Genomic DNA, 13,442 nt, shown 5'->3' with positions numbered 1-13,442 from the left:
CTGCCGGAACAGGCCAACCCGCATCCTGCCGAACGGGAACAGTGTTCCGGAAATCATCTGTTGAGGGCTGGATGGACCGGCAGCGCCTGCAAACGACATCTCTCCTGGCCGTCTTGACCATTGCCGCGAGCGCCTTGGCGCACCCCGTCTGGGCCGCGCAGGCGAGCGGCCATGCCGCGGGCATGGGCGGCTCGGCGGAGGGCCTGTTCGTCGCCGAGATCGTGCTTCTGCTTCTGGTCGGGCGTGGCCTGGGCGAAATCTTCCAGCGCTACGGCCAGCCGGCGATCATGGGCCAGTTGATCGGCGGCATCCTGCTTGGGCCTTCGCTGTTCGGCTGGCTCTGGCCCGGCGCGCAGCAGCTGATCTTCTCGACCGACCCGGCGCAGAAGAGCATGATCGAAGCGGTCTCCCAGCTCGGCGTCCTGCTGCTCCTGCTGCTCACCGGCATGGAGACGGACCTGCGCCTGGTGCGCCGGGTGGGCGCGGCGTGTTTTTCGATCTCGGTCACCGGCATCCTCGTGCCGTTTGCCTGCGGTTTCGCGCTGGCGCAAGTCCTGCCCGACACGCTGCTGCCCGACCCGAGAGAGCGCGTCGTCGCCGGGCTTTTCCTCGGCACGGCCCTGTCGATCTCCTCGGTCAAGATCGTCGCCATGGTGGTGCGCGAGATGAACTTCATGCGCCGCAACCTCGGCCAGGTCATCATCTCCTCGGCCATCATCGAGGACACGATCGGCTGGCTGATCATCGCCGTCACCTTCGGCATCGCCACCAATGGCAGCCTGCAAATCGTGCCGCTGGTGGTAACGGTGGCCGAAGTGGCGCTGTTCATGGTGTTCTCCTTCACCATCGGCCGCCGGCTGGTGTTCACGCTGATCCGCTGGAGCAACGATAGCTTCCGCAGCGAATACGCCGTCATATCGGTCATCCTGATCATCATGGGCGTTATGGCGCTGATCACCAACCTGATCGGCGTCCACACCGTGCTCGGCGCTTTCGTCGCCGGCATATTGGTCGGCGAATCGCCGATCCTCTCCAGCCACATCGAGAGTCAGCTGCGCGGCGTCATCACGGCACTTTTCATGCCGATCTTCTTCGGCATGGCGGGCCTTTCGGCCGACCTCACCGTGCTCGTCGATCCAACCCTGGCGCTGCTGACGCTGCTGCTGGTCGTCATCGCCAGCATCGGCAAGTTCGGCGGCGCCTTCATCGGCGGCCGGTTCGCCGGCATGACGCTGAAAGAGGCGACCGCCGTCGGCAGCGCCATGAACGCGCGCGGCTCGACGGAGGTGATCGTCGCCTCGATCGGCCTGTCGATGAACATCCTCTCCCACAACCTGTTCACCATGATCGTCACCATGGCGGTCATCACAACGCTCGCCATGCCGCCGATGCTGCGCTGGGCTCTCGGCCGGCTGCCGGTCGGCGATGCCGAGAAGCAGCGCGTCGACCGCGAGCTGCTCGACGAGCGCGGATTCGTCTCCAAGCTGGAACGGCTGCTGCTGCTGGTCGACGACAGCCCGGTCGGCAAGTTGGCCGCGCATCTCGCCGGGCTTGTCGGCGGCGGCAGCGGCATGCCGACCACGCTTCTCCACCTGCCCGATGGCAAGATCGCCGGCCCAGCCGGCACCAAAGGGCCGGAAAGCGCCTCGAAGGAGGTCAAGCGCGGCGCGCAAAAGAGCGCCAGGGCCGTCAGCAAGGCCGAGGACACGCCGGTCGACAAGGTGCATCTGATCGCCCGCACCGAGCCCGCGGCCACCGCCGAGACGATCGCCGAGGAAGCCCGCAAGGGCTACGGCCTGCTGCTGGTCGGGCTGGAGAATGCGCTGACCGCCAAGGGCTCGTTCACCGAAGCGCTCAACGACATGACCAGCGGCTTCGACGGCCCACTATGCCTGGTGCTGAACGGCGCCAGATCCGCCGGAAAGATGCCGATGCTGAAAGCCGGCGCGACCATACTGGTCCCGGTCAACGGCACGGAAGTCTCGCGCCGCGCCGTCGATCTCGCGCTCGCCCTGGCGCGGCCGCACCGGGCGCGGGTCAAGGCCCTCTACGTCTCGCAGGCCAGGAAAGGCAGCCGGCCGAGCTCGGTCTCGCACCGCCGCGAGGAGGCGGTGCTCAAGGACGTCGTCGATCTCGCCGACCGCTACGGCGTTGCCGTCGACACCGCGATCCGCGCCCGCGCCACGCCCGACAAGGCAATCGCCAGGGAAGTGGCCAAGGGTGCCGCGATGGTCGTCATGGGCGTCGCGCAACGGCCGGGCGAAGAGCTGTTCTTCGGCGACACGGCGACCGCCGTGCTGGCCGCCGTCGCCTGCCCGGTCGTGCTGCTGGCCAGCGACCGCATCCGCGCCGAAGCAAGGGCCGAGGTCGCCGCCGAAACCGGCGCCTGACGGCGGAACCTAGAGGCCGAAGAATTGCCTGCCGATCATGTAGCCCAGCGCCACCACGGCCAGCGGGAACAAGGCCGGCGCGACCTTGCCGAGGACCGAGCCTTGCTGCTCCTTTGGCGGCACGTAGCGTGCATTGCCGAGATTCTTGGTCATTGCGTACCCCCACGCGAACCAGTTCATTAGCAGATGCTTATTAACAACACGGCCGAATTAACGGTTCGCGAAGAAATTCGCTCGAAAGCCGGCCATTTGAGTGGAGAGCTGGCGAATGCGCCTTGGCTTAGCCTCGATCTTGGAATCGGGTTTGCCTGCGGCTCGCGCAGCGCCGCGGCATCGGCCGTGGCGGCGGAGCGCTAAATCCGGCAAACCGCCATGACGAAGAATTCGCGGTAGCAGAAGTCCGGATCGTCGAGCAGGCGATCCGGCCGCTCCTTCAGGTCCCGCCAATAGGCCTGGTCGGCGTCAGGCAAGGCGTAGCCCGGCGCGACGCTGGCAAAATAAGCCAGCAGGTCGCGAACATAATCACGCGTGAAGCGAGGCGCGGGCGCCCAGCGCTCGACCAGCCAGCCCTTGCGGCCGATGACCTCCAGGCCGGCCTGGCGCAGGCGCGCCGGAAGCGTCGAACCGCAATCGGTGCCGAGCACGCCCCGCTCGCGAAATCCCTGGAGCCTCGCCGCCATGAAGCGCGCCAGCAGCGCCCGGTCCATGGGCAGGATCTGCAGGATGGTCGAATCGAAATCCTTGACCGCGAAGATGCCGCCCGGCTTCAAGACGCGCCTGGCCTCGCCGACGGCAAGGTCGAACTCGGCCGGCGTCAGATACTGCATGACATTGCCGGACCAGACGCAATCGAACGATGCGTCGGCGAATGGCAGCGACAGGATGCTGCCGACATGCGTGGCAATCTCCGGCGGCTCGGACAGCGTGCCCGCGAGCGCCTCGACCCGGGCGATGTTTTCGGGCGCGAGGTCGAGCGCGGCGATGAAGCCGGAGGGCCCGACGGCCCGGGCGATGAGCGGCAGGAAGCCGCCGCTGCCGCAACCGGCATCGAGCACGTGCCAGCCGGGGCGGATGCCGGCATCGAGCAAGGCCGCCTCATATTCGGGCCGCGACGATTCGAAATGAAGGTCGAGCCAACCGGCTTCGCTCGCTTCGTGACCGGTGGACGTTTCGTTCCTGGCAGACAAATGATTACCCCCCAATGGCGCGGCTGGGATAGAAGCGCACCGAGCGGCATCACGCAATGGCTGCGAAGCTAAGTGAATTAGCGCCGGTGATTGCCCTCGTCAGTTGAAGGTTGGATGGACAGGATGCGGCGCAAGTCGGCCACAACGACATTGATTGCCCAAAAGCAGGCATTCTAATGCGGCATCGCGTTGTACGCGTTGCGTCACAAGTGGTCCGCAGTCTGAACCGGCAACTCGCACGGCCCAAATCCTCATCCACCGCCATTCGGCGGCCCCATAGCCAAGAAGGTCGAGCCGGCCATGTCATCGACTGCTGGAAACGCGCCGGCTGACCACGGCTACAGACAAGCCCTCCCAGATTCGGCTAGAGTTTCGCTGGACACCAGGCGGAGGGGAGCATCGGGATGGGCAAAGCCAGTTCAACACCGGCCGGGCAGCCCAGGCCGCTCGCCGAGATCGCCAGCTACCACACCCACATCTACTATGACGGAGAGGCGCAGCGGCGCCACGCCGAATGGCTGCGCCTGCGCATCGGCGAACGCTTCCGCGTGCGCCTGGGCAACTGGCGCGACGAACCGGTCGGCCCGCATCAGCAGGCCATGTACCAAATCTCCTTCGCCACCGAAATCTTCGCCACGCTGGTGCCCTGGCTGATGCTGAACCACGGCGGCCTGAGCATTCTCATCCACCCCAACACCACCAACCCCAAACGCGACCATCTGGTCGACCCGATCTGGATCGGGCGGGTGCTGGCGGTGAAGGGTGAGGTGCTGGGTGAGGAGGACGAGGCGGAGGAAGCGCTGGAGGTGAATACGAGGCCGACGCTGGGGGTGTGAGGGAGAGGCCAGATGAATTATTGCTCGTGCTGCCAAGCTTAAGCCTAATAACCGTCTGCTTTCGGTCGAGCGCCTGTCGGGTTTCGGGTGCTGCATGGGGGAAAGTTGCCGTCCATTGCCCTCTTCATCGTCGTTCCGGCTTAGCTGCGGTACTCGCTATGATGGGAATAGGGCTTGCCGTGGTGCGGCCATCCGCCCCTTCGTACAGGGCCTTATTAGTCGGATGCATCCTCACGGCGATCATCCGGGGTTACGCGGGCCGGGGCGGACCGGTCACCTTGCGTCTCGAAACGCCATCTCCGACCGGGCCAGCGAATATCTCAAACTACCTGGTGATGCGCCTTTCTCCTGTAGGCAAAAGACGCCTTCTGTCGGCACTAGTCCGACGATAGCAGCAAACATTGTGTTCCGGATTTTCGCCTTCAAAGGACTGGTCGTTCCAAGCAGCCTTGGTAAGGAAGGATGTGGCCAGTTACCTCATGACGCCTTTGCTGGCGGTCAGTTCAGGCCCCCAGTGAATGGCACGAAAGAGGACTCATGAATGTTGGACTTGTTTGATTCCCGGTTCCCGGACGCCAAACTTCACGATCACTTTCGTCTCATTTGCGCTGACCCAGACTATGCTGATGTTTTGCCTGTTATTCAAAATTGGGCGGCAGGCCTGCTGGATCGAAGGGGCGAGAGCGAGAAATTCATCAAAGAATTTCAATCCACCTTCAATTCCTCCATGTGGGAGTTATACCTCAACAGAGCTTTGGTCGATTTAGGATGCAGTGTCGACTATTCCAAATCTTCCCCGGATTTCTTCGTCAGAGGTCCCGGAAAATACGAGTTTAACATCGAAGCCGTAGTTTCGGATCAGGTGCCGACCGCCAAACAGAAGAATACCTTCAGTGAGCAGGATTTCAAAAAGCGCGGCGCGCTGAAGCTCGTTGGAAAGATCAAGGACAAGTTGGACATCTATCGCGGAAGCAATGGCAAGAAGCACCCATACTCTTCACTGAGCCACGTGCGCGATCGACCATTTGTCATTGCCATCGCGCCCTTTGATAGCGATCTCTCGCTTTTCCAAAACAACGAGCTCATCAATATGGTGCTGTTTGGGCTGGCGCCGCCGGTGCTCGAAGGCCCGGACCGTGGACGGCAGGGAAAAATAAACTCGCTCTCGAAGCCTTCGGGCGTATCCATCGAGATGGGAATTTTCACGAACGATTCTTTCAAAGAGATCAGCGCTGTATTTTTCTCTACAGTCGGGACTTTCGGAAAAGCCGTCGTTGAAAGTAAAATCGAAAGGCTCGTCCGGGCAACCCGCTACAGAGTGATCGACAAAGACAAGGTCGAGCGCGGTTCGAAACTCTGGCAGCTCGGAACACATCATTTCCAGCTCGATACGCTGAACTACCTGAAGATGCTTCGATGGGACAGCGGTAGCCAGATTGGTGGCGCTGATATGTATATCCAGCATTCATCGTTTCACCATGAGACCCATTTGGACGGACTTCAGGTGTATTTTAATCCATATGCGGAAATTCCTTTTGGTCGAAATTTTTCTTGGCCAGCGGAAGTAGCTCTCAACTATTTCGATGTAGAAAGTGGCGAGCATATCCAGGAGCATCCTGACGGTGCGCTGGTATCAAGGCAGGTTTTTGAGGTTTCCCCTTTTTTCGTTCGACACTTGCTCACGACAAACGGATTTTTCAGAAGATGAGATAACCCCCGGACCGACTCTCGGAAGTGTACTTCCGAGGCTTGCCGTCGCGAAGTAAAATCCGCTGGCAGTTCGCACGACTCCGAACGAAACCGCGCGCACGTAACAACCAAGAGCTCGGCAATGTCGCAGGCGCGACTGCTTTCAGGAAGCGACAAAGCTCAATTTTTCGACCGAGACGAGGGCGCTTTTCTGATCGACCGCAGTCGGTCGTTAATCGGCCACATGTGCCCAAGCTAAAACCGACTTCGGAGTTTGTTCTTGAAGTGTCTCGATGAGTTCGGCGGGAACTTCTGACCCGACGCGTTCTAGGGGCGCGAATGTCGAAAACCCATGCTGGTTGAGGAGCCTAATGATCGCACTACCACGGTCTGAGCGGTCTTTTCCCCACACATTGACAGCACGGCGCATTCGCGTCTGATCAACCAACTCTGCTGGCTTTGGGTCTGCTCCCATGGAAAACCAAACTGCGTCCTTCACGAAACGTTCGACGTCCAAGCCGACCAAGAGGCGCTGGTCCAAGTCTGCGACCAGGTGATGAGCCGCGTTGATCAACGACGCAACCTCCTTAAAGGTCACAGGTCGCATCGAGGAATAGCCTTCTAGGAGTTTTTCGGCGTCAAGCCCGCGAAATCGGTTCTTTAGCTCGTCGGCCCTCGTGCGCAAGACTTCGAGATGTTGCGGCGGTGCATCGCGATCCGCCTCAGAATGCGCGCTCCTATTTCGCCAAGCTATCATCAGGAATATCATTGCCAGAGGCAGGCTATCGAGGTTGGGACAGTTTCGTTCGACGGCTTGCATTTTCTGAAAAATACTTAGATTTGCAGCGTCCAGTTCACGGCGGAACTCATTCGACTGGATTAACGCGGGCTTCCTAAACGCCTCACGAAGGTATACGTCCACTGCATCGATTGCCCTGATCAATGCCATGTCCAGAATCAGCCGCCGGCTGCGCGTTGCGGAGCTAACAGCGTTTTTCGGCGACCAAGCGGTGCGAAGGTCTTCAGGCACTTCCCGCACGATGCCACGCTCTACAGCATCAAGCCCCACCAATGCGGTAATGATCAGGTGATTGGCGTTGCCAAGCAGATTCTTGAAAGCGTTTCTTGGGCGGCTTCGGGAGAGATAGAGTGTCATCACACTTGCCAGAGAATTTGTGTGCTTGGCGCGTTTCGAACGCACATGGCCCGCTCTGAGAAAGCCAAAGCTTCATAAAGGCGGGTACTCTACCACTTGAGCTACAAACACATAAAATTCCTGCCTGATAAGTAGTTGCACTGTCAAGTCGATCCAAAGCCCATCAAGGGTTAGGCTCGCAGCACGATTTCAAGCTGTCCGAATCCGCGGCGTCATCGTTTCTCACCACCGAGGAGAAGCAGAGCACCGACCGATATCGACCCCAACGTTCCGCTTGGTCGGTGCCTGCAAGGTGTCCGCTATTGGGCATTTGCCCGCCAGCCGGAATGACCGATTTTGGGCTGCTATTCGTTCGTCGCCCTATCGTCCCCCTCACCCCCCAGCCAACCGCGGCAGCAGAAAAATCTCCGCCCCCTCCGGCAGCTTCTTCCCCCACGTATCCCGATAAATCACTCCGTCGATCGCAACCGCGATCCCCCTATCGATCAACGGTTCAAGGCCGGGATACTGTTCAGCCAGTTTCCTGAACAGCTCCCTTATGTCCTTGGCCTCGACCTCGACCTTGCTCTGGCCTCCGGCGGTCGCGGCAAGCGCCCCCCAGAGCGTCACTTGCACCATCAGCCTTCCCGTTCCGCCTCGATCGCCGCCAGGATCCGCGGCGGCGACATCGGGATGTGGGTCATGCGCACGCCGGCGGCGTTCGACACCGCGTTGGCGATCGCCGCCAGCGGCGGCACGATCGAGGTCTCGCCGACGCCGCGCACGCCATAGGGGTGGTTGGGGTTGGGGATTTCCAAGATCTGCGTGTCGATCATCGGCAGGTCGGAGCAGACCGGGATGCGGTAGTCGAGGAAGCCGGCGTTCTGCAGCCGGCCGTCCTTGCCGTAAATATACTCCTCGTTGAGCGCCCAGCCGATGCCTTGCGCGGCACCGCCCTGGTACTGGCCCTCGACATAGGTCGGGTGCACCGCCTTGCCGGCATCCTGCACCACCGTGTAGCGGATCACCCTGGTCGAGCCGGTCTCGGGGTCGACCTCGATGTCGCATATATGGGTGGCGAAGGAGACGCCGGCGCCGTCGGCGACGAGCTCGCTATGGCCGGCGATCGGCCCGCCGGTCTTGCCGGATTGCGCCGCGATCTCCTTCAGCGACAGCTTGCCGAGATTGCCGTGCTTCTCGCCCTTGGCCACCGCATGGCCCTGTTCCCAGACGACGTCGTCGACGGAAATGTCCCACATCTGCGCGGCGCGCTCGCGCAGGATCTTGATCGCGTTGCGGGCGGCCGAGATGGTCGCCATGGAGGAGGAGAAGGTGCCGCGGCTGCCGTCGGTCATGTCGTTGTAGCCGAGGCTGGACGTGTCGGCGACGACGGCCTTGACCTGCGAATAGTCGATGCCGAGCTCCTCCGCCGCCACCAGCGACAGCGACGCGCGCGAACCGCCGACGTCGACTGTTCCGACGGCAAGCGACACCGAGCCGTCCATGCCGATGTTCAAGTCGGTGCAGGTCTGGCCGCCGAAGTTGAACCAGAAGCCGCAGGCCATGCCGCGGCCCTGGTTCGGGCCGAGCGGCGCCTTCATGTGCGCATGGTTCTTCACCGCCTCCAGCGTCGGGCCGATGCCGATCGGGCCGTAGACCGGGCCGTAGGACGAGCGCGTGCCTTCCTGCGCGGCGTTCCTGATGCGGAAATCGACCGGGTCCATGCCGAGCTCCTTGGCGAGCTCGTCGACGGCGCTTTCCACCGCGAAGGCCGCCATCGGCGCCGAGGGCGCGCGGTAGGCCGCGGTCTTCGGCCGGTTGACCAGCACCTCGTAGCCGACGGTCCTGACGTTCTCCAGCCGGTAGCAGGCGAACGCCGTCATGGCGCCGATCTCGGCCCAGGTGCCGGCATAGGGGCCGCTGGTGTAGCGCAGAGTCGCTTCGGCGGCCGTGATCGTGCCGTCCTTGCGGGCGCCGATCTTGACGTCGATCGACGTCGCGCTGGTCGGGCCCGAGGCGCGGAACACCTCGTCGCGCGTCATCACCAGCTTCACCGGGCGGCCGGCCTTGCGCGACAGGGCCAGCGCCACCGGCTCGGCCCAGACATGGGTCTTGCCGCCGAAGCCGCCGCCGATCTCGGAGGAGGTGACGCGCAGCTTCGAGGCTTCCATGCCCAGCAACTGGGCGCAATGCTGGCGGTAGACGAAATGGCCCTGCGTGCAGACCCACAGGTCCGCCGTGCCGTCGGAGCTGACATTGGCCACGCAGGCATGCGGCTCGATATAGCCCTGGTGCGTCTGCTCGGTCTTGAAGGAGCGCTCGACGATGAAGTCGGCCTGCCCAAAACCCTGATGGACGTCGCCATGGCCGAACTGGCTGCGCTTGGTGACGTTGGACGGCTTGACCGGCTTTTCCTCCAGCCCCTCGGTGAAGACGGTCTCGTTGATCAGCGGCGCGTGGTGCTGCATCGCCTCGTCGACATCGGTGACATGCGGCAGCACCTCATAGTCGACCTCGATCAGCTTCAGCGCCTGCCTGGCGGTGCGGGCGTCGATCGCGGCGACCGCGGCCACCGCATGGCCGTCATAGAGCGCCTTGGTGCGCGCCATGCAATTGTCGAGGATGTCGTACATGGCGGCATCGCCGTCGGTGAGGTCGGGCAGGTCGGCCGCAGTGATCACCGCCTTCACGCCGGCGAGCTTTTCCGCCTTCGAAGTGTCGATCTTCCTGATTTTGGCGTGGGCGTGCGGGCTGCGCAGCACGCGCCCGACCAACTGGCCGGCCATGTTGAAGTCGGCGCCGTAGCGGGCGCGGCCGGTCACCTTGTCGACGCCGTCGGGACGAATGGGACGCGTGCCGACGGAGGCGAAATTGCGATTGGAAAAACGCGGATCGAAATTCATCCTCAGGCTCCCTTCATCACGCTTGCCGCGTCCTGGACGGCGCGCACGATCTTGTCATAGCCGGTGCAGCGGCACAGGTTCCCGGCGAGGCCGAAGCGGATCTCCTCCTCGGTCGGGTCGGGGTTCTTGGCCAGAAGGTCCTTCGCCGCGATCAGGAAGCCCGGCGTGCAGACGCCGCATTGCAGCGCGGCGTGCTCCAGGAACTTCTGCTGGAGCGGATGCAACCGGTCGCCATGCGCCATGCCCTCGACGGTCTCGACGCGGCGCCCTTGCGCCTCCGCGCCGAGCACCAGGCACGAGCACACCAGCCGGTCGTCGAGGATGACGCTGCAGGCGCCGCAGTCGCCCGTGCCGCAGCCTTCCTTGGCGCCGGTCAGCCCGAGCCGGTCGCGCAGCACGTCGAGCAGCGTCTCGTCGGGCTGGCAAAGGTACTCGACGCTATCGCCGTTGATCGTGGTTGAAACTGCTACACCGGCCATCACTTGCCTCCTGCACGCTTGTAGGCTGACGTGGCGGCCCGCCTGGCCAGCACGCCTGCGACTTTCCGTCTGAATTCGATCGTGCCCCGCTTGTCGTCGATGGGCCGGCAGGCGCCCGAGCAGACCTTGGCGAGCCGCTCGAGGGCTGCTTCGTCCAGCTTCCTGCCGATGAGGGCCTCGGCCGCCTCCTGCACCAGAAGCACGGTCGGCGCAGCGGCCCCCAGCGCCACGCGGGCCGCCTGGACGATGCCTTGCGCGTCGAGCGTCAGGTTCACGCCGGCGCTGACCACCGCGATATCCATTTCGGTGCGGGGGATGAACCGCAGATACGCGTCGCCCGAGCGCGCGGCGCGCTTGTCGAGCAGGATAGCCTCGATGATCTCGCCCTTGGCGAGCGAGGTCTTGCCCGGTCCGGTCGGCACGGCCTCCACGGCAATGGTGCGCCTGCCCGCGGGCCCGACGATCACCGCTTTGGCCCCGGCCGCCACCAGCGCCGGCACGCTGTCCGCGGCCGGCGAGGCGTTGCACAGATTGCCGACGATGGTGCAGCGGCCCTGCACCTGCTTCGAGCCGATCAGCTTGGCCGCCTCGACGACGCCGGGCCAGGCCTTCTTCAGGGCCGCGTTCTCTCCCAGCACGGCGCAAGGAACCGCCGCACCGATGCTGAAGCCGTCGGCCGTCTCCCTGATTTCGCTCAAGGCCGCGATCGCCTTGATGTCGACGATCAGGTCGGGTTCGATGAAGCCGCCCTTCATCCTTACCAGCAGGTCGCTGCCTCCGGCGAGAATGGCCGCCGTTCCGGCCGACCCGGCCAACTGGCCAACGGCATCTTCGATTGAAAGTGGACGTATGTAGCGCATCGTCTCCCCTTGGTCACAGCGATCTCAGCGACCGTTATAAACAGTCTCCTCATAATGGCTATCCGGTTCGTCATTTTCGACGATTGGGCCAGCCGCCGCAAAATCGAGTCCCAACCCAGGCTGAACTGGCGTAAGCCAGTCGCGCAGGCCGCGGCCGAGGCTCTGGAAAAAATTCCGGGAGCCGGTGTCGGACTGGCCGGGCCCCGCTCGTCCTTGGGGCATCGAACAGGCATTATGAAAGGATATGATATGCCCGGCACCGTACGTTTGCACCGTGTTCTCACCACCAGCCCGGAAAAAGTCTATCGCGCCTTCGTCGAAGCCGACGCGCTGGCGAAGTGGCTGCCGCCGAACGGCTTCACCTGCACGGTTCATCACTTCGAGGGCAAGGTGGGCGGCACGTTCAAGATGTCGTTCCGCAACTTCACCACCGGCGACAGCCATGCCTTCGGCGGCGAATATCTCGAACTCGTTCCCGGTGAGCGCCTGCGCTACACCGACAGGTTCGACGACCCCAATCTGCCGGGCGAGATCCAGGTGACCGTGACCCTGAAAAAAGTCTCTGTCGGCACCGAGCTCGACATCACCCAGGCCGGCATTCCCGATGTCATCCCGGTCGAGGCCTGCTATCTCGGCTGGCAGGAATCGCTCAGGAACCTGGCGAAGCTGGTCGAACCCGAGATCAATCAATAGGCCAGACAGTGGCGGTTTCCGCCGTTTGCCGCTAGCAATTGGTCCGACGCGCCCGGTCGACCGGGCGCGTCGCGAGCGATACAGCGGAGGCCAAAAGCATGACTCTCACCAACCGGGACATCGTCGAGCTGACCGAGTGGCGGCGCAAGCTGCACCAGCAGCCGGAAATCTCGAACGAGGAGGAGAGGACGGCGAAAGCCGTCGTCGATTTCCTCGCCGACACGGGACCCGACAAGGTGCTGACCGGATTGGGCGGCCATGGCGTGGCGGCAGTCTACGACAGCGGCAAAAACGGACCGACCGTCCTGTTTCGTTCGGAACTCGACGCCTTGCCCATCGAAGAACTGTCCGGCGTGCCGCATGCCTCGCAAGTGCCGGGCAAGTCGCATATGTGCGGCCATGACGGACATACCGCGATCCTGGCGGCGTTGGGCCGCCAGTTGGGGCGCGAGCGGCCCGCCAGCGGCCGCGTCGTGCTGATGTTCCAGCCGGCGGAAGAAACCGGCAATGGTGCGGCCGGCGTGGTAGCCGATCCCCGCTTCGGCGAGATCGCGCCCGATTTCGCTTTCTCCCTGCACAATCTGCCCGGCGTGCCGTTCGGCGAGGTGCGGCTCAAGCCCGGCGTGGTCAACTGTGCCTCGCGCGGCATGCGCATCGTGCTGGAGGGCAAGACCGCGCATTCCTCCATGCCCGAGACCGGAATCTCGCCGATGCCGGCGATCAGCGAACTGATGCCTGCCCTGCCCGCGCTCGGGCGCGGAACGTTCGCCGACGACGATTTCGCCATGGTCACCGTCACCCACGCCGAGATGGGCGAAGCCGTGTTCGGCATCGCACCGGCCCACGCCGAGGTCTGGGCGACGCTGCGCACCCGGCGCGACGAGCGCATGGCGGATCTGTGCGCCGCCGCGCAAGCGCTGGTCACGAAGATCGCCGGCCAGCATCGCCTGTCCGCAAGCTGGGATTATCACGAGATCTTCGTCGCCAGCGTCAACGCGCCCGACGCGGTGGAGCATCTCCAGCGAGCCCTTCAGGAAGAAGGCGTCGCGCACTCGGAGGAAGCCCTGCCGATGCGCGCCTCGGAGGATTTCGGCCTGTTCGGCCACAGCGCGACGTCGGCCATGTTCTTCCTCGGCGCCGGCGAACGCCACCCTGCCCTGCACAATCCGGACTATGATTTCCCCGACGATTTGATCCCGATCGGCTCGAGGATATTCATGCGCACGGCGCGCAATTTGCTGGGGTGAGAGCTGCCAAATGGCCGACCGGG

At 63.4% G+C, this 13,442-nt stretch carries 12 protein-coding genes and 1 tRNA gene; 5 read left to right on the top strand and 8 right to left on the bottom strand.

Features of this window, described 5'->3' with window-relative positions; translation table 11 throughout:
• Positions 1–71: 71 nt before the first annotated feature.
• Entirely contained in the window at positions 72–2,390 is a 2,319-nt protein-coding gene (locus LB551_RS02000; RefSeq protein ID WP_411970923.1) for a cation:proton antiporter, read from the top strand.
• Between the two features lie 9 nt (positions 2,391–2,399).
• Here LB551_RS02000 and LB551_RS01995 read toward each other — a convergent pair whose 3' ends face one another.
• Together LB551_RS01995 and LB551_RS01990 are read right to left on the bottom strand one after the other, a co-directional pair.
• Positions 2,400–2,543 carry a hypothetical protein gene (locus LB551_RS01995; RefSeq protein ID WP_181165259.1) on the bottom strand — a complete coding sequence of 48 codons (144 nt, stop codon included), beginning with the start codon at positions 2,541–2,543 and terminating at the stop codon, positions 2,400–2,402.
• A 200-nt stretch (positions 2,544–2,743) separates the two neighbouring features.
• A complete protein-coding gene (locus LB551_RS01990) occupies positions 2,744–3,577 on the bottom strand; it encodes a class I SAM-dependent methyltransferase (RefSeq protein WP_224658017.1) in 834 nt (277 codons plus the stop codon).
• A 404-nt stretch (positions 3,578–3,981) separates the two neighbouring features.
• On the opposite strand from LB551_RS01990, the gene LB551_RS01985 reads away from it, so the two are divergent.
• Together LB551_RS01985 and LB551_RS01980 are read left to right on the top strand one after the other, a co-directional pair.
• Positions 3,982–4,413, top strand: a complete 432-nt coding sequence (locus tag LB551_RS01985) for a DOPA 4,5-dioxygenase family protein (protein ID WP_224658016.1) — start codon at positions 3,982–3,984, stop codon at positions 4,411–4,413.
• 541 nt (positions 4,414–4,954) lie between these two features.
• Positions 4,955–6,121, top strand: a complete 1,167-nt coding sequence (locus LB551_RS01980) for a hypothetical protein (RefSeq protein WP_224658015.1) — start codon at positions 4,955–4,957, stop codon at positions 6,119–6,121.
• A gap of 213 nt (positions 6,122–6,334) precedes the next feature.
• Here the strand turns inward: LB551_RS01980 and LB551_RS01975 are convergent, their stop codons facing one another.
• The 6 genes from LB551_RS01975 to LB551_RS01950 all read right to left on the bottom strand — a co-directional run bounded on the left by LB551_RS01975 (position 6,335) and on the right by LB551_RS01950 (position 11,479).
• Entirely contained in the window at positions 6,335–7,258 is a 924-nt protein-coding gene (locus LB551_RS01975; RefSeq protein ID WP_224658014.1) for a hypothetical protein, read from the bottom strand.
• 20 nt (positions 7,259–7,278) lie between these two features.
• Positions 7,279–7,369: transfer RNA gene (locus LB551_RS01970), tRNA-OTHER, on the bottom strand.
• 261 nt (positions 7,370–7,630) lie between these two features.
• Positions 7,631–7,876: a MoaD/ThiS family protein gene (locus tag LB551_RS01965; protein WP_140521374.1), complete on the bottom strand. Its 246-nt coding sequence runs from the start codon at positions 7,874–7,876 to the stop codon at positions 7,631–7,633.
• The gene (locus tag LB551_RS01960) at positions 7,876–10,140 is read right to left on the bottom strand and encodes a xanthine dehydrogenase family protein molybdopterin-binding subunit (protein ID WP_224658013.1); all 2,265 of its coding nucleotides are present in this window, start codon (positions 10,138–10,140) and stop codon (positions 7,876–7,878) included. The genes LB551_RS01965 and LB551_RS01960 overlap by 1 nt, the downstream gene beginning before the upstream one ends.
• A 2-nt stretch (positions 10,141–10,142) precedes the next feature.
• Positions 10,143–10,619, bottom strand: coding sequence for a (2Fe-2S)-binding protein (locus tag LB551_RS01955; RefSeq protein ID WP_140517305.1), 477 nt, complete (start codon positions 10,617–10,619; stop codon positions 10,143–10,145).
• On the bottom strand, positions 10,619–11,479 hold the full coding sequence (locus LB551_RS01950; RefSeq protein WP_224658012.1) for an FAD binding domain-containing protein: 861 nt from the start codon (positions 11,477–11,479) through the stop codon (positions 10,619–10,621). Before LB551_RS01950 ends, LB551_RS01955 begins: the two co-directional genes overlap by 1 nt.
• Before the next feature lie 249 nt (positions 11,480–11,728).
• On the opposite strand from LB551_RS01950, the gene LB551_RS01945 reads away from it, so the two are divergent.
• Positions 11,729–12,172, top strand: a complete 444-nt coding sequence (locus LB551_RS01945; RefSeq protein WP_140552048.1) for an SRPBCC family protein — start codon at positions 11,729–11,731, stop codon at positions 12,170–12,172.
• A gap of 98 nt (positions 12,173–12,270) precedes the next feature.
• Positions 12,271–13,419, top strand: coding sequence for an amidohydrolase (locus LB551_RS01940; protein ID WP_224658011.1), 1,149 nt, complete (start codon positions 12,271–12,273; stop codon positions 13,417–13,419).
• Positions 13,420–13,442 lie beyond the last annotated feature (23 nt).

Source organism: Mesorhizobium sp. BR1-1-2, assembly GCF_020165435.1.
Taxonomy (GTDB): Bacteria; Pseudomonadota; Alphaproteobacteria; order Rhizobiales; family Rhizobiaceae; genus Mesorhizobium.
This window is presented reverse-complemented; position numbering and strand designations above follow the sequence as displayed.